At 65.4% G+C, this 23013-nt stretch carries 24 protein-coding genes; 13 read left to right on the forward strand and 11 right to left on the reverse strand.

Going from position 1 to position 23013, the window contains the following annotated elements; genetic code table 11:
• The first annotated feature begins 40 nt into the window (after positions 1-40).
• Entirely contained in the window at positions 41-613 is a 573-nt protein-coding gene (locus LG047_RS07310; protein ID WP_036283409.1) for a gamma-glutamylcyclotransferase, read from the forward strand.
• 93 nt (positions 614-706) lie between these two features.
• Here the strand turns inward: LG047_RS07310 and LG047_RS07315 are convergent, their stop codons facing one another.
• Positions 707-1096, reverse strand: coding sequence for a hypothetical protein (locus LG047_RS07315; protein ID WP_227966117.1), 390 nt, complete (start codon positions 1094-1096; stop codon positions 707-709).
• 337 nt (positions 1097-1433) lie between these two features.
• Complete coding sequence (locus tag LG047_RS07320; protein ID WP_227966118.1) at positions 1434-2369, reverse strand: glycine--tRNA ligase subunit alpha; 936 nt, start codon at positions 2367-2369, stop codon at positions 1434-1436.
• Positions 2370-2602: 233 nt separating this feature from the next.
• Between LG047_RS07320 and LG047_RS07325 the strand changes: the two genes are divergently transcribed.
• Positions 2603-3676 carry a DUF2778 domain-containing protein gene (locus tag LG047_RS07325; RefSeq protein ID WP_227966119.1) on the forward strand — a complete coding sequence of 358 codons (1074 nt, stop codon included), beginning with the start codon at positions 2603-2605 and terminating at the stop codon, positions 3674-3676.
• Positions 3676-4743, forward strand: a complete 1068-nt coding sequence (locus LG047_RS07330; protein WP_227968449.1) for an alpha/beta hydrolase — start codon at positions 3676-3678, stop codon at positions 4741-4743. The genes LG047_RS07325 and LG047_RS07330 overlap by 1 nt, the downstream gene beginning before the upstream one ends.
• Before the next feature lie 42 nt (positions 4744-4785).
• Here the strand turns inward: LG047_RS07330 and LG047_RS07335 are convergent, their stop codons facing one another.
• Positions 4786-5187, reverse strand: a complete 402-nt coding sequence (locus tag LG047_RS07335; protein ID WP_036283420.1) for a bacteriohemerythrin — start codon at positions 5185-5187, stop codon at positions 4786-4788.
• Positions 5188-5554: 367 nt separating this feature from the next.
• Here LG047_RS07335 and LG047_RS07340 point away from each other — a divergent pair, with 367 nt between their 5' ends.
• Together LG047_RS07340 and LG047_RS07345 are read left to right on the forward strand one after the other, a co-directional pair.
• The gene (locus tag LG047_RS07340; protein WP_227966120.1) at positions 5555-5881 is read left to right on the forward strand and encodes a hypothetical protein; all 327 of its coding nucleotides are present in this window, start codon (positions 5555-5557) and stop codon (positions 5879-5881) included.
• Positions 5878-7584 carry a methyl-accepting chemotaxis protein gene (locus tag LG047_RS07345; RefSeq protein WP_227966121.1) on the forward strand — a complete coding sequence of 569 codons (1707 nt, stop codon included), beginning with the start codon at positions 5878-5880 and terminating at the stop codon, positions 7582-7584. The genes LG047_RS07340 and LG047_RS07345 overlap by 4 nt, the downstream gene beginning before the upstream one ends.
• Positions 7585-7616: 32 nt before the next feature.
• On the opposite strand, the gene LG047_RS07350 is transcribed toward LG047_RS07345, so the two are convergent.
• Complete coding sequence (locus LG047_RS07350) at positions 7617-8354, reverse strand: tRNA1(Val) (adenine(37)-N6)-methyltransferase (protein ID WP_227966122.1); 738 nt, start codon at positions 8352-8354, stop codon at positions 7617-7619.
• A 229-nt stretch (positions 8355-8583) separates the two neighbouring features.
• Between LG047_RS07350 and LG047_RS07355 the strand changes: the two genes are divergently transcribed.
• Entirely contained in the window at positions 8584-9594 is a 1011-nt protein-coding gene (locus tag LG047_RS07355; RefSeq protein WP_036283428.1) for a polyprenyl synthetase family protein, read from the forward strand.
• 43 nt (positions 9595-9637) lie between these two features.
• On the opposite strand, the gene LG047_RS07360 is transcribed toward LG047_RS07355, so the two are convergent.
• On the reverse strand, positions 9638-9925 hold the full coding sequence (locus tag LG047_RS07360; protein WP_036283431.1) for a hypothetical protein: 288 nt from the start codon (positions 9923-9925) through the stop codon (positions 9638-9640).
• 163 nt (positions 9926-10088) lie between these two features.
• Positions 10089-10262, reverse strand: a complete 174-nt coding sequence (locus LG047_RS07365) for a hypothetical protein (protein WP_227966123.1) — start codon at positions 10260-10262, stop codon at positions 10089-10091.
• A gap of 171 nt (positions 10263-10433) precedes the next feature.
• On the opposite strand from LG047_RS07365, the gene LG047_RS07370 reads away from it, so the two are divergent.
• Complete coding sequence (locus LG047_RS07370) at positions 10434-12566, forward strand: S9 family peptidase (RefSeq protein ID WP_227966124.1); 2133 nt, start codon at positions 10434-10436, stop codon at positions 12564-12566.
• Between the two features lie 42 nt (positions 12567-12608).
• Here the strand turns inward: LG047_RS07370 and LG047_RS07375 are convergent, their stop codons facing one another.
• Positions 12609-12887 carry a hypothetical protein gene (locus tag LG047_RS07375; RefSeq protein ID WP_227966125.1) on the reverse strand — a complete coding sequence of 93 codons (279 nt, stop codon included), beginning with the start codon at positions 12885-12887 and terminating at the stop codon, positions 12609-12611.
• A 165-nt stretch (positions 12888-13052) separates the two neighbouring features.
• Here LG047_RS07375 and LG047_RS07380 point away from each other — a divergent pair, with 165 nt between their 5' ends.
• Positions 13053-14351, forward strand: coding sequence for an O-acetylhomoserine aminocarboxypropyltransferase/cysteine synthase family protein (locus tag LG047_RS07380; protein WP_227966126.1), 1299 nt, complete (start codon positions 13053-13055; stop codon positions 14349-14351).
• 42 nt (positions 14352-14393) lie between these two features.
• Here LG047_RS07380 and cobU read toward each other — a convergent pair whose 3' ends face one another.
• From cobU to smbP, 3 genes are all read right to left on the reverse strand, one after another.
• Entirely contained in the window at positions 14394-14909 is a 516-nt protein-coding gene (gene cobU / locus LG047_RS07385; RefSeq protein ID WP_036283440.1) for a bifunctional adenosylcobinamide kinase/adenosylcobinamide-phosphate guanylyltransferase, read from the reverse strand.
• A complete protein-coding gene (locus tag LG047_RS07390; RefSeq protein ID WP_227966127.1) occupies positions 14906-16015 on the reverse strand; it encodes a cobalt-precorrin-5B (C(1))-methyltransferase in 1110 nt (369 codons plus the stop codon). Before LG047_RS07390 ends, cobU begins: the two co-directional genes overlap by 4 nt.
• Before the next feature lie 97 nt (positions 16016-16112).
• A complete protein-coding gene (smbP, locus tag LG047_RS07395) occupies positions 16113-16463 on the reverse strand; it encodes a small metal-binding protein SmbP (RefSeq protein WP_036283446.1) in 351 nt (116 codons plus the stop codon).
• Positions 16464-16690: 227 nt separating this feature from the next.
• On the opposite strand from smbP, the gene LG047_RS07400 reads away from it, so the two are divergent.
• The 4 genes from LG047_RS07400 to LG047_RS07415 all read left to right on the forward strand — a co-directional run bounded on the left by LG047_RS07400 (position 16691) and on the right by LG047_RS07415 (position 20612).
• Positions 16691-17248, forward strand: coding sequence for a YbhB/YbcL family Raf kinase inhibitor-like protein (locus LG047_RS07400; protein WP_227966128.1), 558 nt, complete (start codon positions 16691-16693; stop codon positions 17246-17248).
• Positions 17245-18201, forward strand: a complete 957-nt coding sequence (gene cbiB, locus LG047_RS07405) for an adenosylcobinamide-phosphate synthase CbiB (RefSeq protein ID WP_227966129.1) — start codon at positions 17245-17247, stop codon at positions 18199-18201. The genes LG047_RS07400 and cbiB overlap by 4 nt, the downstream gene beginning before the upstream one ends.
• A 172-nt stretch (positions 18202-18373) precedes the next feature.
• The gene (locus LG047_RS07410; protein WP_305080320.1) at positions 18374-19636 is read left to right on the forward strand and encodes a polyhydroxyalkanoate depolymerase; all 1263 of its coding nucleotides are present in this window, start codon (positions 18374-18376) and stop codon (positions 19634-19636) included.
• Between the two features lie 136 nt (positions 19637-19772).
• Complete coding sequence (locus tag LG047_RS07415) at positions 19773-20612, forward strand: bifunctional 2-polyprenyl-6-hydroxyphenol methylase/3-demethylubiquinol 3-O-methyltransferase UbiG (RefSeq protein WP_036283455.1); 840 nt, start codon at positions 19773-19775, stop codon at positions 20610-20612.
• Positions 20613-20680: 68 nt separating this feature from the next.
• On the opposite strand, the gene LG047_RS07420 is transcribed toward LG047_RS07415, so the two are convergent.
• Positions 20681-21898, reverse strand: a complete 1218-nt coding sequence (locus LG047_RS07420; RefSeq protein ID WP_227966130.1) for a WcbI family polysaccharide biosynthesis putative acetyltransferase — start codon at positions 21896-21898, stop codon at positions 20681-20683.
• An 18-nt stretch (positions 21899-21916) separates the two neighbouring features.
• Here LG047_RS07420 and LG047_RS07425 point away from each other — a divergent pair, with 18 nt between their 5' ends.
• The gene (locus LG047_RS07425; protein ID WP_227966131.1) at positions 21917-22981 is read left to right on the forward strand and encodes a GSCFA domain-containing protein; all 1065 of its coding nucleotides are present in this window, start codon (positions 21917-21919) and stop codon (positions 22979-22981) included.
• Positions 22982-23013: the final 32 nt, after the last annotated feature.

Here is a 23013-nt window from a genome sequence, read left to right on the forward strand (position 1 = left end):
CTCCCTCTTTGTCATGTTTGCGCGGACGACACGGCAAGGCATGGGCTCACTGGACCTGACCGGCGACGACGACCTCTGGGTTTTTGGCTATGGTTCGCTGATGTGGCGGCCCGGCTTCGACTTCATCGAGAGCGCGCTGGCATGGGTCCACGGCTATCACCGATCCCTATGCATTTTCTCCCATGTCCACCGCGGCACGCCCGAGCGGCCGGGTCTCGTGCTCGGCCTCGACCGCGGCGGCTCGTGCCAGGGCGTGGCGTTCCGCGTCGCGGGCCGTGATCGCGAAAAGACCGTCGCCTATCTTCGCGAGCGGGAGCTCGTCACCTCGGTTTATCTTGAAAAGACGGTGGGCGTGCGTTTCGCGGAAGGCGGCTGCGCCAACGCGCTGGCCTATGTCGTCGACCGCAGCCATTGCCAATACGCCGGCCGCCTGCCCTATGAGGAGATGACCCGGCTGATCGCCGAGGGAGTCGGAGTCAACGGCGACAACCCCGCCTATGTCCGCAACACATATGAGCATCTGCTGCAGCTCGACATCCATGACGCGGAGCTGGCGGAAATCGTGAAGCGGCTCGACGGCGCGTCCTGCAGGATGGCGCCGGCGCCGCTCTGACCGGCGCAAAAAAGGCCGGGGACGAGCCCCGGCCAATGAAACGCCGTCACAACGCTCACGCAACGACGCAACGCACCGGACGCACGCAACGACTCAACTCAACAGAGACCCCGCGAGATCGCGCAGCGCCTCGGGATCGGTAGTGAAATGCACATGCCATTCGGAGATCCGCAGCTGCCGCGCCATCTCCCGCAGCGACCCTCGCGCGCCCCCCTCTCTCGCCTGGAACACGCAGACCGGCCGCGCCGAGACGCCCTCCCGCGCCACGCCGATGACGATCCCGCTCGTCACATCCGCGATGAAGCCTTCCTCCCCGCTCTGGAACACCGAGCAGACGTAACGTTGGCCGGAGAGACCGCGCCATGAGAAGAAGCGATTGCGCAGGACGTCTGATTCGACGAGAGAATCAAGCTCCTGGCCACGCGCGGACGGAGACTTGCGGCCAATGCGCAACGATGAAATCGGAGTGGCGAACCGTTGCATGACGACCCCAGCGATCGGGAGCAAACACAGAACATGAATGGAACAAACGCGATACAAAGTCAAGACGCGCGCCCGTCCGGTCGCCCGGGTTCCTGAAAGGCCCCGAACGAGCGCGCTCCGCGTCGCTTTTTGCTCAGCGCCGCGAGACGGTTAACCCGTCTCGCCCGCCGTTATGCCGCGGAACGCCGGGACGCGATGTGCGCCAGCGCTCATGACGAGCTGTCTACTTGCGAATTGGCGAGCGAGCCCGCCTTACGCAAGCTTGACTGCACACAAAACGCGCGGCTGCGACAATTGTTCGCGGCGGTAAATAAATTTTTTAGCTTTTTTGGGCGGGTCAGCCGTTCGCGCCGCCGCCCGCGGTGCGCAGCCAGGCGGCGCCGCAGGCCTTGGCGAGTTCGCGCACGCGCAGAATATAGCTCTGCCGCTCGGTGACGGAGATCACGCCGCGCGCGTCGAGCAGGTTGAAGGCGTGGCTGGCCTTGATGCACTGGTCATAGGCCGGCAGCGCCATGAGGTGCTTCTCGTCGCCGGAGCCCGCGCCGAATTCGAGCAGCCGCGCGCATTCCGCCTCGGCGTCCCTGAAATCCTCGAAGAGCTTCGACGTGTCGGCGGCCTCGAAATTGTGGCGCGAATATTCCTGCTCCGCCTGCAGGAAGACGTCGCCGTAAGTGACCTTCTCCGCCCCTTCGCGGCCGTTGAAATTCAGATCCATGATGCTGTCGACGCCCTGCAGATAGCAGGCGAGGCGCTCCAGCCCATAGGTGAGTTCGCCCGCGACCGGCGCGCATTCGAAGCCCGCGACCTGCTGGAAATAGGTGAACTGCGAGACCTCCATGCCGTCGCACCAACACTCCCAGCCAAGCCCCCAGGCGCCGAGCGTCGGGCTCTCCCAGTCGTCCTCGACGAAGCGGATGTCGTGGAGGCGCGAATCGAGGCCGATGGCGGCGAGCGAGGCGAGATAGAGCTCCTGCAGGTCCGGCGGCGAGGGCTTCAGGATCACCTGAAACTGATAATAGTGCTGCACGCGATTGGGGTTCTCGCCATAGCGCCCGTCCTTGGGCCGGCGGCAGGGCTGCGCATAGGCCGCGCGCCACGCCTTGGGCCCCAGCGCCCGTAGCGTGGTGGCCGGATGAAAGGTCGCCGCGCCCATCTCCATGTCATAGGGCTGCACGATGACGCAGCCCTGCGCCGCCCAGAAATTCTGCAGGGTGAGAATCAGGCCCTGGAAGGAGCGCGTGGGGGAGAGATAGGCGGAGTCGGCGGCGGGCATGGAGTGTTCCTGATCGAGAATTGGCGCGCAAGTTATTGCCGGCGAAGGACGCCGGTCAACAGCCGTCCCTTCATGGAGCCGAAACCATGGCGTGCGCCGAACTTTCATCCGCGTGATCGGAGTCCAGTGAAACGTCCGCGACAATTTGCAGCAAATCATCGGGTCGAGCAAAAGCCTTTGGAAACTATTCCTCAATTCATGCGCGCTATCCGTAGCGTATGCGTAACGAAGTCTTGTATCCTCGCGTTTCTGCCCGTCGCAGACTTCCCCGGGTCATCCCCGCTCTCGGCGCCCTCGCCCTCAGCCTCTCGGCGGGCGTCCTGCTTCTCCCGCGCGCGACGGCCGACGCCGCGCCGGACGCCAAGCCCGCGCAGGCGAGCGCTCCCCTCCTTCGCGGCTCGCTGCTGGCCGATCTCGGCCCGCATAAGCCGACAGCCTTTGCGCCGCGCGGCGCGGGCGTGAAGCCGCAGACCGCTTTCGTCGCGCCGACGCCCCCCGTGCGGCCCGCGCAATTGCAGAATGTGCCGACCGCCGCCGTCGTCGAGACGGCGCCCGAAGCCGCGGCGGACACGCCCCTGCCGCCGCGCCGGCCAGCCGAATACAGCGTCGCGAGCCGCGCGCCGGAGCAGAGCGTTGTCGCGCGCCGCCCGGAGCCGCAGCAGGAGCCGACCCCCGTCGCTCCGACCCGTCTGGCGCTTCCCGCGCAGCCGCCGCGCCAGATCGCCCGCACCACCGTCGTTCCCGCCTCGCCCTCGGACGGGCGGAGCTTTTTCGAGCGTCTGTTCGGCGGCGCGCCGCAGGCGGCGGTGCCCCAGTCGGTCAGCCGCCGCGCGCCTCAGGCGCTCGCCTACGCCGCGCCGGATGCGGGCGGGCTGTTCGGCGGCCTGCACAGCGCCGTCGCGCCGGTCAATCCGGCCGCGCGTTACGACCGCCTGACCGCCGTCTACGACATTTCGGCGCGCACGGTTTACCTCCCCAACGGCCAGCGGCTCGAGGCGCATTCGGGCCTCGGCGCCATGCTGGACGACCCGCGCTACGTCCATGTGCGGATGCGCGGCGCGACGCCGCCGCATGTCTATGAGCTGACGCCGCGCGAGGCGCTGTTCCATGGCGTCGAGGCCCTGCGCCTCAATCCCGTCGGCGGCGCCGGAGCGATCCACGGCCGCGCCGGGCTGCTGGCGCACACCTTCATGCTCGGCCCCAACGGCGATTCGAACGGCTGCGTCTCCTTCCGCGACTACAACGCCTTCCTGCGCGCCTACAAGAATGGCGAGGTCAGGCGGCTAGCGGTCGTGGCGCATCTGTGATGGTGTCGAGAGAGGCTTCGCGCGCGAAGGCGGCGCGCTGCGCAGTCGTTTCCCTGTGTCTCCTCGTCGGCGGCGCCCGCGCGCAGGAGAATGTCTGGTCCATCGGTCCGCGCAGCCTGCCGCCGCCCGCAAATGCCAGCGAGGCGCTGCGCAAGACGCTCGCCGCCATGCCGACGCCCGACCTCTCCGCCGCGAGGAAAGCGCCGGCCACGACCGAGGAATGGAAGGCGCAGATCGCGGCCGCTGACGCCGAGGGGGCGAAGCTCTCGCAGGATATGGCGAAGATCACCGGCGTCGCGGTCGCGGAAGACGCGATCGCGGGCGTGAAGGTCTACCGCCTCACCCCGCCGAAGATCGCGCCGGAGCACAGGAACCAGCTTTTCCTGCATATTCACGGCGGCGCATGGGCGTTCAACGGCGGCATGGCCGCGGTGGGCGAAGGCGTCGAGATCGCGGCGAAGCTCGGCGTTCCCGTTATCTCGATCGACTACCGGCGCCCGCCCGACTTCCCGGCGCCGGCCGCGATGGACGACATCGTCGCGGTTTACGCCGACATCGTGAAGACCCGCCGTCCCGCGCGGATCGTCATGGGCGGCACGTCGGCTGGCGGCAATCTGGCGCTGGTCGCGACGTTGCGGCTGAAGGACCTCGGCCTGCCGCTTCCCGCCGCCATTTTCGCGGGAACGCCGGTGGTCGACATGAACAAGACGGGCGACAGCCGCTTTCTCAACGACGGCGTGGACCCCGGCCTGACATGGGACGGCCTCATCGCCGGCGCTGCGAAGATCTATGCGGGCGAAAGGAGCTATGACGATCCCTATCTCTCGCCGATCCGCGCCGATGTGAGCGGCTTTCCGCCGACCTATCTCGTCACCGGCACGCGCGACCTGTTGCTGAGCGACACCGTGCTGATTCATGCGAAGCTGCGCGAGGCGGGCGTCGACGCCGATCTGCATGTCTATGAAGGCATCGCGCATGCAGACTATGCGAAACTGTTCAATACGCCGGAATCCGCCCGGCATTATGCCGAGCTGAAAGCATTCGTCTTGCGCCATCTCTCGAAATAGGCGCGGCGCCGCCCGAGCGACGCCGGGCGCGGGCGCGGCGGCTCAGGCGGCGGCCCCGCAGTGGACGCCGTATTTGACGTCGATTCCCTTGATGTGGGCGACGAGCCAGCGCTTCAGGAAGCCGAAGAAATCGTCGTTCGCGACGCCGCCTGCCGCCCTGATCCTTCCGGCGTGGGTCGAGAAATCCCGCAGCAATTGTTCGTGAATGAGCTTGTGGCTCTTCAACCCCGGAAATCCCGTCCGCGCCATGAAGCCTTCTTCATCAGCGAAGTGACGCGTGGTGACATCGCCGAGATGCGCGACGAGCCTGTTGATGATCTCGCCCGTCTGGCCAGCCGCGTGAGCGTCGAAAATCCGGTTCATCGCATCGAGAATATCGCGATGCTCCCTGTTCATCGCCTCGACCCCGACGTCCAGCGTATCGTCCCAATTCATGATCGGCATTTGCGCATCCCCTTTATTTTCAACGTTGATGCGAATAGCAAAGCTGAAGTTAAGCGGCTTTGAACCAGTTCGTTACACTTCGAAGGAAACCCTGCGACATATTGTCGATTCACCATCCACGCCGCGGAGCCGCGCGGGTCACAATTCCTGTTAAGCAATTATCCAGCAGTCGCCGCCTAGGATGCCGCCAATCGGTCGGCGTTCGCCCTTTCGCGAACCCCGAAGGCATGACGCCGCCCCGACCGCTCCGGCTCAACCGGAATGTCCCCCCTTTCCATCCTGGTCGCTTTCGACGCTTCGGCGCTTCTGCGTTCCCGCAGCCGCGCCTGAGGCGCGGACGCAACCCCTTTGCCGAATAGCGGATTCGATGACGGGCAGAGAGATCGCGGCAACCGTTGTGAGCGTCGGGGCCGCCATTCTGGCGACTTTGGCCCTGGCGGCGGGACTCGGTTCCTCCCGCTCCGAATTCACGGTCGCCCTGTTCCCGCCCTGGCTGGAGCCGGATCGCCCGATCCTCTCGGCGGCGAGCGTCGGCGAAGTGGCGTGGATCGGACGACTGCATTCGATCGTGGTCCTGCGCGGCGACGCGGGGAGCATGTCGGAACGGTTGCGGGCGGCGGGCGCGCTCCTCGTTTTCAACGCGCCCTTCGCGGGAGCCTGCGGCGGGCGTCAAAATTCCAAGGGAAAAACATGAAGATTTTTTTCGACACGATGGAGGCGCAACGGCGCGCCGCCGGTCCGTTCATCGCCGTTGTCGTCTGGTTGATGGCGCCGATCGTCGTCGCCGAGAGCTTTTTCACGGGAGGCTCGCTTGTCGGCGCCTGCGCTTGCGCGGCGCTGGCGACGATCGCAGGGGCGCTCCTGGGCGGAACGACGCTCGGGCGCGCGCTTTCAGGCGTGGCGTTGATGGGTCAGGTGTCCTTGCTGGTCGCGAATGGCGGATCGTGGCAAATCGATCTCCACATGGCCTATTTCGCGGCGCTGGCGCTGCTCATCGCCTATGCCGACTGGGTCGCGATCCTCGCGGCGGCGGCGACCGTCGCGGTTCATCATCTTGCGCTGAACTATCTCTTTCCCCTGGCCGTTTTTCCGGATTCGGCGGATCTGGGCCGCGTCCTGCTGCATGCTGTCATCCTCGTCGCGGAGGCTGGCGCGCTGATCTGGGTCTGCATCAATCTGGACAATATTTTCACCGCGTCGAGCCAGTTGCTGGCCCGCTCGGAAAAGTCCGCGGCGGAAGCGCGCGCGTCGAACGCCCGCGCGGAAGAGGCGTTTCGCGCCCAGGCGGCGGCGGAACAGGAACGCCGCCAGGCGGAGGAACAGGCGATAGGGCGCGAACGCGCGCTGGTCTCGCAATCGATCGGCGCGGGACTGGCCAAACTCTCGACGAAAGACCTGTCCTTCCGCATGACGGGCGACGCGCCCGAGGCCTATCGTCAGCTTCAGGAGGATTTCAACACGGCGCTCGCGCAACTTGAATCGGCCATGCTGAAAGTCGTCGATGGCGCAAGGACGATCGACGCGACGGTCGGCCAGATTTCCGTCGCGACGGACGATCTCTCGGGACGCACGGAGGAGCAGGCAGCCGGCCTCGAGGAAACGACCGCGGCGCTCGCGGAAATCACCTCGACCGTAAAACGCGCCGCCGAGAACGCCCATGAAGCGAGCGTCATCGTCAGTACGACGAAGTCCGACGCCAGGAGCAGCGGAGAAGTCGTCCACAGAGCTGTCGAGGCGATCGAGCGCATCGAAAAATCGTCGCAAAGCATCGGACAGATCATCGGCGTCATCGACGAGATCGCCTTCCAGACCAATCTCCTCGCGCTCAACGCGGGCGTGGAGGCCGCGCGCGCGGGCGACGCCGGCAAGGGCTTCGCCGTCGTCGCGTCCGAAGTGCGGGCGCTCGCGCAACGCTCGGCGGAGGCGGCCAAGCAGATCAAGGAACTGGTCGCGACATCCTCCTCGGAAGTCTCGCAGGGCGTTCAGCTCGTCGGCGAAACGACGAGCGCGCTCGAAAAAATCGTCACGCAGATCGTAGAGATCGACAGGGTCGTCGCGGAGATCGCGCAAGGCGCGAAGGAACAGGCGACGACCCTCTCCCACATCAACTCCGCCCTCAACCGGATGGAGGAGAACACGCAGAAGAACGCGTCGATGATCGAGGAGACGAACGCCGCGACCGCGCAGTTGAGATCAGAAACGGCGTCGCTCGTGCAGGCGGTCGACAGTTTCGCCGTCACGGGACGTGAGTCGACCGGCGCGAAAGTCCGGGCCGCGCCTGCGTCGGTGAGCGGCGCGCGAGCAACGCCGGCCCTCAAGACCATGGCGCGTGAGAACGGAGGCGGCGCCGTCCGCAAGTTCAGCGAGGCGCCTGAGGAGGACTGGGCGGAATTCTAGAAGGTCCGCGCACGTGCGGGCCGAGGCGTCCGTCAGACGCCCGTCTCGCCGCGATTCATGCGCTCCGCCTCCTCCGTGAAGCGATCGTCCGCGCCATGGAGGACGAAAGGCGCGAGGAGCGAGAGCGGCGCCCTGGAGCCCTTGACGCCGCAAAGCAGGATACGGCTTGCCGGCGCGCCGGCGCGAGGGAGAATGGGGAGGATGGAAACGGCCCCCAGCCTTGCCTCCACCGCCGCAAGACAGTCGGCCAACGCCTCGGCGCGATGGATCATGGCGAATGTTCCGCCCGGCGCAAGAAGGGCGAGACAGGCGCGCGTCCAGCCGGCGAGCGGGACGGCCGCGACATGGGCCAGTGCCTTGGCCGCGTCAGGCGTCACGCGCACCCGGCCCACCTCGTAAAAGGGCGGATTGGTGAGAACCAGCGCCGCTTTTTCGTCGGACAATCCGGCGGCGCGGCGGGCGCCGGGCGCGGTCACGTCGGCCTCGAAGACCGAAACGCGGTCAGCGAGCCCGTTGGCGGCGACATTCTCGCGGGCGAGCGCGGCCGCGCCCGGATCGATCTCGACGAGGCCGACCGCCGCGCCCGGCGCGCGGACCGCCGCCATCAGACCGACGGCCCCTGCTCCGGCGCCGACATCGAGGATCAGGCCCGTCTCGCCGGGGGACGTAACGGCGGAGAGCAGCACGGCGTCGGTGCCGGCGCGATGGCCGCGCCCCTGCCGCAAACGCAGGCGCCCGTCGAGAAATCCGTCTGTCGAGTCCGCGCTCATTTCGGCGCGACAGTCTCACGCAGGCGCGCGCCGAACAACCGGCGACGCGCCATTTCCCGCGCCGGAATGCTGAAAAGCGATGTCAAGTCCGAGCTGAAATTTCGGTCAAGCTGCGGAGATACCGGGCTTTTTTCAATTTCGGGCGCGTTGTCATTCCGTCGCCGACTTGCCGCATTGGGCGCAAGGACGTAAGTTCGCGCCAATTGTAAGGAAGGCCGTAGGGGGGTCCGTGGGTATCGTTGTTCCGCTCGAAGAAAAGAAAGACGCCGGCCTCGACAGTCTTCTAACGCTCATCGGCCCCGATCTTGAGCGCACCAATCAGCTGATCATTCAGCGCACCGGCTCGGACGTCACGACGATCCCCGAGGTCGCGAACCATCTGATTTCGGCTGGCGGCAAGCGCCTGCGGCCGATGCTCGTCCTCGCGACCGCCGGCATGTGCGGCTACAAGGGCGACGGTCATCTCAAATTCGCCGCCGGCATCGAATTCATGCATACGGCGACCTTGCTGCATGACGACGTGGTGGACGAGTCCAACATGCGCCGCGGCAAGATCGCCGCGCGCATGCTGTGGGGCAACCAGACCTGCGTGCTGGTCGGCGACTTCCTTCTCGGCCACGCCTTCAAGATGATGGTCGAGCCCGGCATGGTCCCGCCGCTCACGGTCGTCTCGCAGGCGGCGGCCGTCATCGCCGAAGGCGAGATTCTCCAGCTCAACGCCGCCAAGGACACGACAACGACGGAAGACGCCTATATGGCCGTCATCCGCCGCAAGACCGCCGAACTCTTCGCGGCGGCGGCGGAAGTCGGCGTCATGCTCGCCAACAAGCCGAAGGCGGACGAAGCCGCCGCCCGCAGCTACGGCATGAATCTCGGCATCGCCTTTCAGCTCATCGACGACGCGCTGGATTACGGCGGCTCCTCCGCCAAGCTGGGCAAGAATGTCGGCGACGACTTCCGCGAGGGCAAGATCACGCTGCCCGTGGTGCTGGCCTTCCGCCGCGGCAACGAGAAAGAGCGCGAGTTCTGGCGCCGCACGCTCGAGAAGGGCGAGATCAACGACGGCGACGTCGAGACCGCCTGCGGCCTGATGAAAAAGCACAAGGCCCTCGACGACACGATCGAGCGCGCCGCGCATTATGGCGCCATCGCCCGCGACGCGATGGAGATCTTCCCGGCCTCGCCGTGGAAGAGCGCGCTGCTCGAGGTGGTGGATTTCTGTATCGAGCGCGTCTACTGACGCGAAAAATCGCCGGCCGCCGAAAAGCGGCCGGCGGCCTGACTTACTTCATGCACTCGGCCTTGAACTGCTTCTTGGCCTTGCCCTTGAGGCCCTTGGCGGCGGCCTGTTCGGCGCAGCTCTTTTCCTTTTCCGCCTTGGTCATCGGCGCGGCCTCGGCGTTGGCGGCCGGAGCGGCCGTCGTCGAAGCGCCGGCGGCGGGAGCGCCCTCCGCCGCCTTGGGGGCGATCTCGGCGGGAGGGGCCCAGGTCTGCTGAGCGAGGGCGCTGGCGCCGAACAACAGGCCGATGCAGGCGCCGGCTGCGGCGAAATACTTGATGCTCTTGTACATGTTTGCTCTTTTTTGTTGAAAGAAGCCGGCCGCGCGGCTTCGCGACTCTCCCTCGGCCGCTCGCAGGAACCGGGCGACCGGCGCGAAGAATATGGCATTTGTGACAATTTGTCTTGCCGCCGCAATCGGCGCGGACGGCGCGTTTCAACGCGCCGCGACAGTCCTAACGTCGCCGCCAGACATAAAGCGCCACGACCCCGACAAGCGCCGACACGAGCAGCCTGTAGAAAATCCGCCTGGGCATAAACGCAATTGATCCAAAGACTTGAGAGACGAGATGCGCATCGCCGGAGCGGCGCGGGGGCGCGATCTTCAGATCAGCGTCGAGATGGCTCATGGGGCCGCTCCTTCAAGAACGACACTGGGTTTGACGGTAAGGCTAATACGCAAAAAATTTATAAATCCTTTAAGATTTCCGCGAGGGCGAGGGATGGTTTACTTGACGTCTACGCGACTTTCGCCCCTCGATGCTGCAAACGCGTCGATCCCCACAGTTGAAGGATGATGAATGATCCCGGGCAGCGAGACGAAGACGGACGCCGACGCTCATTTCGACGCCAGCGCCGCGCCGCCAGTCGCGCCGCGCCGCCCGAATCGCGCCCTGATGCATGGGCGGCTGCGCGACGACCCCTACGCCTGGCTCGCGGCGGACAACTGGCGCGACGTTCTGCGCGACCCGGCGACGCTGCCGAAAGACATCGCAAATCTCGTGAAGGCGGAGAACGCCTATTGCGACCGCGTCATGGCGCCGCTGAAAGCTCTGCGTGAAACCCTCGTCGCCGAGATGCGCGCCCGCATCAAGGAAGACGACAGCGACGTTCCCGACAAGGACGGGCACTACGCCTATTACGGTCGCTTCCGCGAGGGCGGCGAACAACCGCTCTATTGCCGCACGCCGCGCGAGGGCGGCGCCGAAGAACTGCTGCTCGACGGCGAGGCGCTGGCCGAAAATCACGATTTCTTCGACATCGGCGAGATGACCCATTCGCCCGATCACGCCCAGCTCGCCTGGAGCGTCGACGACATGGGCTCCGAGCTCTACGCGATTCGCACGCGCCCACTGACGGACGGCGTCGACCGGCCCGACGTCGTGATCGACACGGACGGTTCGCTTGTCTGGAGCGCGGACTCGAAAGCTTTTTATTATGTGCGCGTCGATGAAAATCACCGCACCGCGCAGGTCTACCGTCATGAGATCGGCGCCGATCCCGCGCAGGACAGGCTCGTCGTCGAGGAGCGGGACGGGGCGTGGTTCGTGTCGTTGCGCGAAAGCTGCTGTCGCCGCTTCGCGATCGTCTCCATCCGCGGCCACGACGCCGCCGAATGCTGGCTGATCGACCTGCGCGACGCGCACGCAAGGCCGCAACTGGTCGCGCCGCGCGAGACGCATCTGCGCTACGACGTCGAGCCGCACGGGGATCTTATCTATATCCACAACAACGCCGGCGGGGCCGACGACTTCCGCATCTCCGTCGCGCCGCTCGCCGCGCCCGCGCGCGAGAACTGGCGCGAAATCATTCCGCACAGGCAGGGTGCAATGATCGTCGCACACCTCGTGTTTGCGCGCTTTCTCGTCTGGCTCGTGAGCGAGAACTCACTGCCGCGACTGATGGTGCGCGATCTCGCGAGCGGCGAGGAGCATGCGATCGCCTTCGAGGAGGAAGCCTATTCGCTGTATATCGACGCCGGGCTCGAATTCGACACGACGACGCTGCGCTTCACCTATTCGTCCATGACGACGCCGGAGGAAATCTACGATTACGACATGGCGACGCGCACGCGCGTCTTGCGCAAGCGTCAGGAAATTCCATCGGGTCATGATCCGAAGAAATATGTGACGCGCCGTCTCTTCGCCCCGGCGCCAGACGGCGAGAGCGTGCCGATCACGCTGCTGCACCGCGCGGACTTCGCGCCGGGGGCGGGCGCGCCTTTGCTGCTCTATGGCTACGGCGCCTATGGCGACGCGCTCTCCGCAAGCTTCGACGAGGACGCGCTGTCGCTCGTCGACCGCGGCTTCGTCTACGCCTATGCGCATGTGCGCGGCGGCGCCGACAAGGGCTGGGACTGGTACGAGAAGGGGAAGCTCGAACACAAGCCCAACAGCTTTTCCGATTTCCTCGCGGTCGCGCGTCATCTCATTGCGACAGGTTACACTCGCGAGGGCTGGATCGTCGCGCAGGGCGCGTCGGCGGGCGGCATGCTGATGGGCGTGATCGCCAATGAAGCGCCGCAGCTTTTCGCCGGCATTATCGCCACCGTGCCTTTCGTGGACGTGCTCAACACCATGCTTCGCGACGACCTGCCCCTGACGCCGCCGGAATGGCTCGAATGGGGCAACCCCGTCGCCGACCCCGCCGTCTACGACCGGCTCGCGTCCTATTCGCCCTACGACAACATCGTCGCGCAACCCTATCCGCCGATCCTCGCCATCGCGGGCCTCAACGATCCGCGCGTTACTTATTGGGAGCCGCTGAAATGGGTCGCGAAACTGCGCGCGACGATGAGCGGCGGCGGACCCGTCCTGCTTCATACGCAGATGGGGGCGGGCCACTCGGGCGCCTCGGGGCGTTTCGAGTCGCTCGAAGACACGGCGCTGGAATACGCCTTCGCCATCGCCTGCGCGGCGAAATTGCAGAATTGACGGGAGGGAGCTGCGACGCCGCGATCGCGACGCCGCGCGGGGTTAATTATGCCGGGTCTTGGGCGGCGGCGTACGCACTTCGCCGCTCTGAGTGCCGCGTTTCCCTTCCACGCCCGGCACGCCGGCCGACATGCCGCTCGGCCCCGCAATTGTTGTATTTTTGTTGCCGACATGGGTGTTTCTCTTCTGCACCGCCGTCGATGGATTGACCGGGGTTCCAACCGCCGGCCCCGATGTGTCGCCCTTGTCCGCGGCGAAGGCGGGCGCGCCGATGAGGGCGCTTGCGGCGATCGCTGCAGAGATGATGAGAAGCTTTTTCATTCTGGCGTCTCCCTGTCGCCGCGTTCGGCTTGCGCGGCGACGATGATGCGCCCCATCAGATAGATGGAGGAGGAGCGCCCGTTGGCAAGGAAGGACCCTGTCCACGATATGGCGTCGACCCGTCTTTTCGTTTAGTCAGCGAGACTGCAAGGGAGGGAACCGGAAATGGCCATCGACTCGAAACATCCGGAAACGATCGCGCTTCACGCCGGCTGGCGCGCCGACGCCGCAACCGGCGCCGTCGCGGTGCCGATCTATCAATCGACATCCTTTCAGTTTCGCGACACCGCACACGCGGCCGATCTCTTCGCGCTGAAGGAGCTGGGCCCGATCTATACGCGCATCGGCAATCCCACGACGGATGTGCTGGAGAAGCGTCTCGCGGCCCTTGAAGGAGGCGCTGCGGCGCTGGCGCTCTCCTCCGGACAGGCGGCTTCGGCCTTCGCGATCCAGAACATTGCGCGCGTCGGCGACAATATCGTCTCGTCCACCGATCTTTACGGCGGGACCTGGAATCTCTTCGCCAATACCCTGAAGGATCAGGGCATCGAAGTGCGCTTCGTCGATCCCGCCGACCCAGAGAATTTCCGCCGCGCGACCGACGACCGCACGCGCGCCTATTACGCGGAGACTCTGCCCAATCCCAAACTGTCGGTATTTCCAATTGCGGAAGTCGCGGCGATCGGACGCGAATATGGAATCCCGCTCATCGTGGACAACACGGCGGCGCCGATCATCGCGCGCCCGCTCGACCATGGCGCGGCGGTCGTCGTCTATTCCACGACGAAATATCTCGGCGGTCACGGCACGTCGATCGGCGGCGCCATCATCGACGGCGGCAATTTCGACTGGGAGAAATTCCCCGCGCGCCAGCCGGCGCTGAATACGCCGGACCCGAGCTATCACGGCGCCATTTGGGTCGAGGCGGTGAAGCCGCTCGGCCCCGTCGCCTACATCATCAAGGCGCGCACGACGCTGCTGCGTGACCTCGGCTCCTCGCCGTCGCCCTTCAACGCCTTTCTGACGCTGCAGGGAATCGAGACCGTGACGCTGCGTATGGAGCGCCACATGCAGAACGCGCAGGCGGCGGCGGACTTCCTCGCCAGCCGAAACGAGGTGACGCGCGTGATCTATCCATCCCATCAGACGGGCGAAGCGCGCAAACGCGCCGACAAATATCTCAAGGGCGGATATGGCGCCTTGCTCGGCTTCGAGCTGAAAGGCGGCGCCGACGCCGGCCGCCGATTCATCGACGCGCTGGAGATGTTCTACCATGTCGCCAATATCGGCGACGCGCGCAGCCTCGCGATCCACCCCGCGACGACGACGCATTCGCAGCTCTCGGAAGAAGCGCAACTCGCCGCAGGCGTCACGCCCGGCTATGTGCGCCTGTGCATCGGTCTCGAACACATCGACGACATCATCGCCGATCTGGAGAAGGGACTGACGGCCGCGGGGGCGTGAGATGTTGTCCCCTCTCCCGTGAAACGGGGGGAGGGACTTTCCTCACTTCACCTTCACCGGATAGCCCGCCACGACCAGCGCAACATGCGCGGCGATTTTCGCCACGTCCTGATGCAACAGCCCCGCCGCGTCGCGGAAGGCGCGGGCGAGCGCGTTTTCGGGGACGATCGACAGCCCCACTTCCGGCGACACGACGACCGTCGGCGCCTGCCGCTTCGACAAGGCCGCGATCAACGACGCGCGGTCGGCGACAAGATCGGCGTCGGCGAACATTCTGTTCGAGAGCCAGATCGCCAGACAGTCGATCATCAGGGGCGCGTCCGCCGGCGCGTCGCTTATCGCGCGCGTCAAATCCTGCGGCGCCTCGATCGTGCGCCACTCGCCGCCGCGCCGCGCCTGATGCACATCGATTCTCTCGCGCATTTCATCATCGAAGGCTTCAGCCGTCGCGATGTAAATCCAGGGCGGAGGATAGGCCATGACGAGCCGCTCCGCATAGGCGCTTTTTCCCGAACGCGCGCCGCCGAGAATGAAGGTGAGGTGCGGATTTTCAGTCATGCCGCCGCGCTCGCAAATGGCGCGCGCGCCAGCAACGCGCCCTCGCGGTCGAACACCAGGACCTCCAGCTCGATTTGCGCGCAATCGAGCGCGCGCGCGGCGGTTTTCCAGGCCGCGAGCGCAATGGGCGCAGCGAGATCGACATATTCCGCGCGCGCGATCAGAAGCGCGTCCAGCGCACTGTTCGCATGCGCGATGCGAAAGGCGAGATCCTCCTTTGCGCCGGCGTCGCGCGCTGTCTGCGACAATTGCGCGAGATCGACGCTCGAACGTCCCGAATGAAGATCGAGCCGCCCCTGCGCAAGTTTCGTCATCTTGGCGAAGCCGCCGCCGATGGTGACGCGCGCAACCGGATGCGTGCGCAGATATTTGAGAAAGCCGCCGACGAAATCGCCCATCTCGATCAAGGCGGCGTCGGGCAGATCATAATGTTGCTGCACGGCGGCCTCCGACATCGAACCCGTCGTTCCGGCGATATGCGTCAGACCGCTCGCGCGCGCGACGTCGACGCCGCGATGGATGCTGTCGATCCATGCGGCGCAGGAGAAGGGCGTGACGATTCCCGTCGTGCCGAGAATGGAAAGGCCGCCGACGATCCCGAGCCGGCCGTTGAGCGTATGTTTCGCCATCTCCACGCCGCCGGGAATCGAAATCTCGATTTGCGCATCGGGACCGACGCCAAGTTTCGCCGCCGCTTCGGATATGGCTTCACGCATCATCGCACGCGGAACCGGATTGATGGCGGGCTCCCCCGGCGGCAGCGGCAGGCCGGGGCGCGTGACGGTCCCCACGCCCTCGCCCGCCGCGAAAAGCACGCCGGCCCCCGCAGGCGCGGGGCGCACGGTCGCGCGCACGAGCGCGCCATGGGTGACGTCGGGATCGTCGCCAGCGTCCTTCACGACGCCGGCGCGCGCGAAATCCGCGCCGCGCTCGAACATGCCGAGCGCAAAGGAAACGCGCCTGCCCGAGGGCAGCGCAATCTCCACCGGGTCCGGCGGCGGGGCGCCGGTCGCCAGCGCCTCGAAGGCCGCGCGGGCGGCGGCGGTGGCGCAGGCGCCGGTGGTCCAGCCCCGTCGCAGCGGACGATCTTTCGGCGCGTCTGTCATGGTTCTCGTCAGCGCGCCGACGCGGCGCGCGAGATCGATCGATCAAGGGCGGGGCGTCGGGGCGCATGGCCCGGACGCCCGTCTCGATTCTGTTCGCCTATTTCACGGATTCGAACTGCGCGAGCGCTGATTCGGCCAGCGCCGTCGCCTTGTCGAGGCGGCCCTCCTGGCTCGTACCTCTCGCGATCTTGTAAGCCTTTCGCAGCGTCTTGATGCCTTTCCGGATGGGATCGACCGGGTTGACCCAGACGGCGCTGCGCGCGCGGTCGATCGCCTGCGCCACATGTTCGGCGAAGGATCCCGGCTCACCCTGCTTGCCGGCCGCGATCGCCTCTCTGGTCTCGGAGATGGCGTCCTCCAGATATTGCTCGGCATGAGCGATCTGGGGCGCGAATGCGGTCAGGCCGAAGCCCAGGGCGGCGATCATCAGACGGCGCGAGATCTTCATGTTTCCTCCTACGCGAATCCATTTGCGGCTATGGTTGTTCCAAAGCGCGAACGCGGCCCCCCAGAGGGCCCTTGAAAGGGCGGCGCCAAAAAGGCTCCGGCATGATGATTAGCCGCCTTCCCGCCCTGCCGCCAGCCAATAGTTTCGCGAGACGCCGGACGCGCGCGACAGGGTCGCGACGATCCGCTACAACGATCCGCCATTTTAAAAAAAGAGGAGTCCGGCGAATGAAGCGCAGCGTCTCATCCTTCCTCGCCTTCATGGCGCTCGCCGCCGCCGACGCGAGCGGCGCGCAGGCTTTCGAACTCAAGAGCCCGGATATTGCCGAGGGCAAGAAGATCGACATGAAGCATGTCTACGATTCTTTCGGCTGCACGGGCGGCAATGTTTCTCCCGAACTGGTCTGGACGGACCCGCCGGCGGGGACCAAAAGCTTCGCCGTTCTGATGCACGACCCGGACGCGCCGACGGGCGGGGCGGGCTTCTGGCACTGGCTCGTCGTCGACATTCCCGCTTCCGAACGCGGGCTGAAGCGGGGCGCGGGCGACGCCTCGGGCAAGAATCTCCCCGCCGGGGCGCATATGCTGGAGACGGACTTCGGCGAAAAGGCCTATGGCGGCCCCTGCCCGCCGCCGGGCGCGCCGCATCGCTACGTGATCACGGTCTATGCGCTCAAGGTCGAGAAGCTCGGCAACGACGCCAAGGGCCGCACGGCGATCGCGGGCTTCACGATCAACCAGCACGCGCTGGCCAAGGCGACCCTGACCAGCATATTCGGACGTTGAGTTTCGGCCTCGCCCTGCTGGCGCTCGCGATCGAGGCGGGCGCCGGCTATCCCGACGCGCTCTTTGCGCGCGTCGGTCATCCGGTTACGTGGTTCGGCGCGCTGATCGGCGCGATGGACCGGCGCCTCAACTGCGTGGGCGAGAGCTTCGCGATGCGACGCGCGAAGGGCGCCGCCGCCCTGCTCGCGCTCGTCCTCGCGGCGCTCATATCGGGTTTTGCGATCCAGCGCGTCCTGCTGGCGCTTCCCGGAGGCTCGATCGCCCTCGCCGCGCTTGCGTCGAGTCTCCTCGCGCAGCGAAGCCTCCACGTCCATGTGTCGGCGGTCGCGCGGGGCCTCTCCGTCTCGCTGGACGAAGGACGACGGGCGGTCTCGATGATCGTCGGCCGCGACGTCTCCCGGCTCGACGCCAGCGGCGTCGCCCGCGCGGCGATCGAGAGTCTGGCCGAGAATTTCTCGGACGGGGTCGTTGCGCCCGCGCTGTTTCTGGCTGTCTTCGGCCTGCCGGGCGCGCTCGTCTACAAGGCGGTCAACACCGCCGACAGCATGATCGGCCACAAGTCCGAACGCTATCTCGCATTCGGCTGGGCGGCGGCGCGCCTCGACGACCTGCTCAATCTGATCCCTGCCCGTCTCGCCGCCGGCCTCATCGCGGCCGCGGCCTGCGCCCTGCCCGGAGCGGCGCCCGCAGCGGCCGTCACGGCGGCGCGGCGCGACGCGCCCCGGCACGCCTCCCCCAACGCCGGCTGGCCCGAGGCCGCCATGGCCGGGGCGCTGGGCCTCGCGCTGGGCGGCCCGCGCGCCTATGGCGATACAATGGTCGATGGCGCGATTCTCGGCGACGGACGGCGCGAGGCGACGGGCGCCGACATCATCCGCGCCCTCGCCCTTTATCGCCGCGCGACGCTCGCGCTCTGGGCTATCTTCGCGATCGGCGCCTTCGCAGCCGGATAAAAAGCGCCCAACCCGCAGGACGTTAAGCAACGCCGCAGGGCAAATGGGCGCAGTTGACGGGTTGTGCTTCCATTTTTCCAGATTTTGAATATTTTAAGAATTGCATTGTGCATCGCAACATCGACTATGGCGCAACGGCTGAGGTAGTTTGGTGGGCGGAGAGGCGTAAAAAATGGACCGTATGTCGTATCAGATTTACGAAATGCTGCATCTGGCCTTCGCGCCGGCGCGCGCGATGACCGACGCCCTGCTCCACACCATCAAGAATCCGCTCAATCCGCTTCATCACACCACGCTCGGCCGCAACATCGCCGCCTCGGCGGAACTCTTCGAGCGCATGACGCGCCGCTACGGCAAGCCCATGTTCGGGCTCGACACGACCTTGGTCGACGGCGAGGAAGTCGAAATCGTCGAGGAGTTCGTCTGGCAGCGCCCCTTCTGCGGCCTGCTGCATTTCAATCGACAGTTTGCCGGCGCGCCGCCGAAACAGTCGAAGCTCTTGATCGTCGCGCCCATGTCGGGCCATTACGCCACGCTGCTTCGCGGCACCGTCGAGGCCTTCCTGCCCACCCATGACGTCTACATCACGGACTGGGCCGACGCGCGCACCGTGCCGCTCGTCGAAGGCGGATTCGATCTCGACGACTACGTCGATTATCTCGCCGACATGATGCGCCATCTTTCCCGGCAGAAGGACGGCGTCCCGCTTCATACGCTCGGCGTCTGCCAGGCCTCGGTGCCCCTCATCTGCGCCATCGCCGCGATGGAGGCGGCGAACGATCCCGACTATCCGGAGTCGACAGTGCTGATGGGCGGCCCGATCGACACGCGCGTCGCGCCGACCGCCGTGAACCGGCTCGCCGAACAGCGCGGCATCGAATGGTTCCGCCGCCACTGCATCCACACCGTGCCGTTCCCGCACGCCGCCATGGGCCGGCAGGTCTATCCGGGGTTCCTGCAGCTCTCGGGCTTCATGTCGATGAATTTCGAACGCCATGTCTCGGCGCATCTCGAAATGTTCAACCATCTCGTCGAGGGCGACGGCGACTCGGCCGAGAAACACCGCGACTTCTACGACGAATATCTCGCCGTCATGGATCTGACGGCGGAATTCTACCTGCAGACCGTGGAGCGCGTCTTCATTCGCCACGAGGTGCCGCTCGGGCTCATGCGCCATCGCGACAAGCTGATCGACCTCAAGGCGATTCGCCGGACGGCGCTGTTTACGGTCGAGGGCGAGAAGGACGACATTTCCGGCGTCGGCCAGACGGAGGCGGCGCTCGACCTCTGCGCCGGCGTCCCGGCCGCCCGCAAGGCGCATTATCTGCAATTGGGCGTCGGACATTACGGCGTCTTCAACGGCTCGCGCTTCCGCTCGCATATCGCGCCGCGCATCTGCGACTTCACGCGGCAGATGGAGAGCGTGGAGGCCTGACCGGCCGCGCCTTGCGCCGGCTGGTGAATAAAGGCAAAATCCCGAAGGCGGCGGCGCATGACGCCGCCGGCGCCGCTTGGCGCACTCACCACCGTCCGCGCGCGCGCGGCGAAACAATTCGTCAGGGAAACAGTCTATGGACGTGCAGGACGCGGCCGCTCGTGAGGCGCTGCAAAAGGAAATTGACGCGATCCATTGGTATCACGAATATGATTTCGGCAATGGACTGCGCGCCCGTAGCGTGTCGCAGGCGGAAGACCACCGCCGCATCTGGCGCTTCATCGAAAGCGAACTCGACAAGATCGACTTCGCCGGCAAGTCCGTGCTGGAGATCGGCTGCTGGGACGGCTACTGGAGCTTCTACGCTGAGCGGCGCGGCGCGAAGAGCGTGCTCGCCACCGACGACGTGTCGCAGAACTGGGCGAGCGGCGCAGGATTGCGGCTTGCAAAGAAGCTGCTGAACTCGAATGTCGAGATCAACCAGAGCGTCTCGATCTACGAGGCGTCGAAGCTGAATCAGACCTTCGACATCATCATCTGTCTCGGCGTCTATTATCACCTCGTCGATCCCTTCGCGGGCTTCGCTGAAGTGCGCCATCTGATGCATGAAAATTCGATCGCCATCTTCGAGGGCGACGCGACGCTGGAGCTGCGGCCGGACACCTATTACTGGGACATGTCCGACTCCTCGAAATCCTGCTTCGTGCCCACGCAATGGGGCCTCAACCACATGCTGAAGACGGCCTATATGGACGTCGTCTCGCAGAGCTGGATGAGCCCGCGGCCGGGCTTCAGGGTGAACATCGACCCGGCGCATCTTCTGGGCAATCTCGGCGACAAGGATCCTTCCGGCTTCGCGCCGCTGAAGCATCGCGACCGCATCCTCACGGTCGTGAAGCCTTTCGCAGGCGAAAACCCGCTTCACCCCTACAAACCGCCATTCAATCTCGCGCGCTTCGACACGCGCTTCAAATAACAAGAAGCCCGACCGGCGATAACCGGTCGGGCTTCTTGCTGATTTCGGGGGAGCAAAACGCCGACGCGTCAAAGCGTCGGAGTGAGACCGGCCTTCAGATTTTCGCGCGCAAGCCTGACGAGGAGATCGCTGGTCTTTTCATCCGCGAGCCAGGCGTCGACCCGCGCATTGCCGAGCCGCGAGACTTCATGCGCAGCGTAGATTTTGTAGCAGGCGGCAAGATATTGCGGCAGAGTCAGAAAATCGCCGACCGTGTGCGCGAGATGGTGATTGCCCAGCTTGAACAGATAGCCGCCCTGCACGCCGAGCATCTTCGCAATCGGCGGATAGACGGGGAAAATCTCCGCGCGTGAAAGATCGCGAATGTCGTAGTAATCGAAATCGACCGCGCGCGGCGTGAGACCGACCTTCTCCCATATCCTTTTGGCGAGATCGAACAGCACGAAGCTCATCGGATGCACCGTGCTGTACATGAAGACGCCGCGCCGCGACCAGTTCATCAGGTCGGCGGAAAGATCGAAGTCGAATTTTTTCCCCAGATCGAGCAGCTCCTTTGCCGCCCCGTTCCAGACGTCGAAATAGCCGAGCGCCTCGAAGACATTTTCGTTGAAGAGCGCATTCGCCTCTTCGAGCGACAGGCCCTTCCGATAGGCGAAAAGCCCGACCGCCGAATGATAGGGGCCGATCGGCCCGAAGACGAAGCCGTGCAGCTGCTGCAGGTCGTGGATGTAGATCAGATCGGGATGGAAGGCGGCGAATCCGATGCCCGGAAACATCAAGGCCTGCGGCAGGCGCCGGCATAATTCGTCGGAATTTCCCCCGCGCACATGGCCGTCGAGAAATTCATGCGTGAAGACGTGATCGTAGGTCGCGAGCGTCCTGGCGAAAAGGTCCATATTGGCGCGCGAATGGCCGATCACCGAATAATGGTCGACGGTCGCGCTCGGGTCCAGCACCTTCATCGCATAGGCGACCCCGAAGCTCTGGCAATTGCCGACGACGGCGATTCGCGGTCCCGTGTTGCGCAACACCCGGCCGGTGCATTTCGCGATGCGCGGCTCGATCAGATATTGGCGCCAGCATTTGAGTATCTGTCTGTCGATCTGCGAAAACATGCGGCCATTCACCGGATTTGCCAAGGAATCGACGGGGTTTTGCCAAGCTTCGCCGCGTCTTGCGGGACGCCTAATGGTGACAAGCGGCGACGCCCCGTCTATGTTCCGATCATGAGCGTCGGCGCGCCAGAGATGCGGCGAGGGGCCGTGCTGCAACAGATCGATCAGCATCGATGAGGAGTTTGCCGGATGGCGGACAACCCCTATAGCTCCCTACCCGACCATCGCTTCTGGCGCAAGGCGGTGGCGTCCCTGCCGCCCTTCGCCATCGATCCGCTCGTGAAGACGCCCTTCAAGATCAGGCCGCAGGACAAGGTGGCGACGGCCGGGAGCTGTTTCGCGCAGGAGATCGCCCATCGGCTGCAGAGCAGCGGCTACACTTATTACCTTGCGGAACAGCCGCCGCAGGGCATGTCGAAGGACGAGGCGCTGCGGCGCAATTACTCGATGTATTCCTGCCGTTACGGCAATCTCTACACCACCGCGCAACTGCTGCAGCTGATCGACCGCGCCTATGGGCGCTTCATTCCGCAGCTCGATTACTGGAACCGTCCGGAAGACGGCCGTTTCGTCGACCCTTTCCGCCCGCGCATCGAACCCGACGGCTATGCGACGCTCGATGAGATGCGCGCCGATCGCGAGCGCCATCTCGCCGCCGTCCGCAAGATGATCGAGACGATGGACGTGTTCGTCTTCACCTTCGGCCACACCGAGACATGGCGGCACAAACCGGACGGCGCGATCCTGCAGCTTGCGCCCGGCGTCGCGGGCGGCGAATGGGATCCCGACGTCTACGAATTCTACAACATGACGGTCAGCGAGGTCGTGCGCGACTTCCTCGCGTCGGTGGACCGCATTCGCGAGGTCAATCCGACGGTGCGCATCGTGCTGAGCGTCTCGCCGGTCGGCATCATCGCGACCTATGAGGACCGCCATGTCGTCGAGTCGAATTGCGCGATCAAGTCGATCCTGCGCGCGGCGGCGGACGAAGTGTCGCGGGTTCGGCCCAACATCGGCTATTTCCCCTCCTATGACCTCGTCACCGTCGCCCCCAACGCCGGCCGCTTCTATCGGGACGACACAAGGCGTATAAATCCGCATGGGATCGACCGCACGATGAAGATGTTCTTCGATCACTTCACCGAGCGCGCGCGGGACGAGGAAACGATCAGGGCGCTCAAATTCGACATTGCGGCGGAGGCTGAGACCAACGCCCGCATCGTCTGCGACGAGGAAGCGATCGAGTCCGCGTGAGGCGGCGCCCGTCGCTTCACACAAGAAATTAA

The sequence above is a fragment of the Methylocystis sp. WRRC1 genome, assembly GCF_020733155.1.
Taxonomy (GTDB): domain Bacteria; phylum Pseudomonadota; class Alphaproteobacteria; order Rhizobiales; family Beijerinckiaceae; genus Methylocystis.

Excerpts from the sequence above, each read along its gene's own strand:
- LG047_RS07310 (WP_036283409.1), top strand. The coding sequence starts at position 41 with ATGGGCTCACTGGACCTGACCGGCGACGACGACCTCTGGGTTTTTGGC.
- LG047_RS07315 (WP_227966117.1), bottom strand. The coding sequence starts at position 1,096 with ATGCAACGGTTCGCCACTCCGATTTCATCGTTGCGCATTGGCCGCAAG.
- LG047_RS07320 (WP_227966118.1), bottom strand. The coding sequence starts at position 2,369 with ATGCCCGCCGCCGACTCCGCCTATCTCTCCCCCACGCGCTCCTTCCAG.
- LG047_RS07330 (WP_227968449.1), top strand. The coding sequence starts at position 3,676 with ATGGTGTCGAGAGAGGCTTCGCGCGCGAAGGCGGCGCGCTGCGCAGTC.
- LG047_RS07335 (WP_036283420.1), bottom strand. The coding sequence starts at position 5,187 with ATGCCGATCATGAATTGGGACGATACGCTGGACGTCGGGGTCGAGGCG.
- LG047_RS07340 (WP_227966120.1), top strand. The coding sequence starts at position 5,555 with ATGACGGGCAGAGAGATCGCGGCAACCGTTGTGAGCGTCGGGGCCGCC.
- LG047_RS07345 (WP_227966121.1), top strand. The coding sequence starts at position 5,878 with ATGAAGATTTTTTTCGACACGATGGAGGCGCAACGGCGCGCCGCCGGT.
- LG047_RS07350 (WP_227966122.1), bottom strand. The coding sequence starts at position 8,354 with ATGAGCGCGGACTCGACAGACGGATTTCTCGACGGGCGCCTGCGTTTG.
- LG047_RS07360 (WP_036283431.1), bottom strand. The coding sequence starts at position 9,925 with ATGTACAAGAGCATCAAGTATTTCGCCGCAGCCGGCGCCTGCATCGGC.
- LG047_RS07365 (WP_227966123.1), bottom strand. The coding sequence starts at position 10,262 with ATGAGCCATCTCGACGCTGATCTGAAGATCGCGCCCCCGCGCCGCTCC.
- LG047_RS07370 (WP_227966124.1), top strand. The coding sequence starts at position 10,434 with ATGATCCCGGGCAGCGAGACGAAGACGGACGCCGACGCTCATTTCGAC.
- LG047_RS07375 (WP_227966125.1), bottom strand. The coding sequence starts at position 12,887 with ATGAAAAAGCTTCTCATCATCTCTGCAGCGATCGCCGCAAGCGCCCTC.
- LG047_RS07380 (WP_227966126.1), top strand. The coding sequence starts at position 13,053 with ATGGCCATCGACTCGAAACATCCGGAAACGATCGCGCTTCACGCCGGC.
- cobU (WP_036283440.1), bottom strand. The coding sequence starts at position 14,909 with ATGACTGAAAATCCGCACCTCACCTTCATTCTCGGCGGCGCGCGTTCG.
- LG047_RS07390 (WP_227966127.1), bottom strand. The coding sequence starts at position 16,015 with ATGACAGACGCGCCGAAAGATCGTCCGCTGCGACGGGGCTGGACCACC.
- smbP (WP_036283446.1), bottom strand. The coding sequence starts at position 16,463 with ATGAAGATCTCGCGCCGTCTGATGATCGCCGCCCTGGGCTTCGGCCTG.
- LG047_RS07400 (WP_227966128.1), top strand. The coding sequence starts at position 16,691 with ATGAAGCGCAGCGTCTCATCCTTCCTCGCCTTCATGGCGCTCGCCGCC.
- LG047_RS07410 (WP_305080320.1), top strand. The coding sequence starts at position 18,374 with ATGGACCGTATGTCGTATCAGATTTACGAAATGCTGCATCTGGCCTTC.
- LG047_RS07415 (WP_036283455.1), top strand. The coding sequence starts at position 19,773 with ATGGACGTGCAGGACGCGGCCGCTCGTGAGGCGCTGCAAAAGGAAATT.
- LG047_RS07420 (WP_227966130.1), bottom strand. The coding sequence starts at position 21,898 with ATGCTGATCGATCTGTTGCAGCACGGCCCCTCGCCGCATCTCTGGCGC.
- LG047_RS07425 (WP_227966131.1), top strand. The coding sequence starts at position 21,917 with ATGGCGGACAACCCCTATAGCTCCCTACCCGACCATCGCTTCTGGCGC.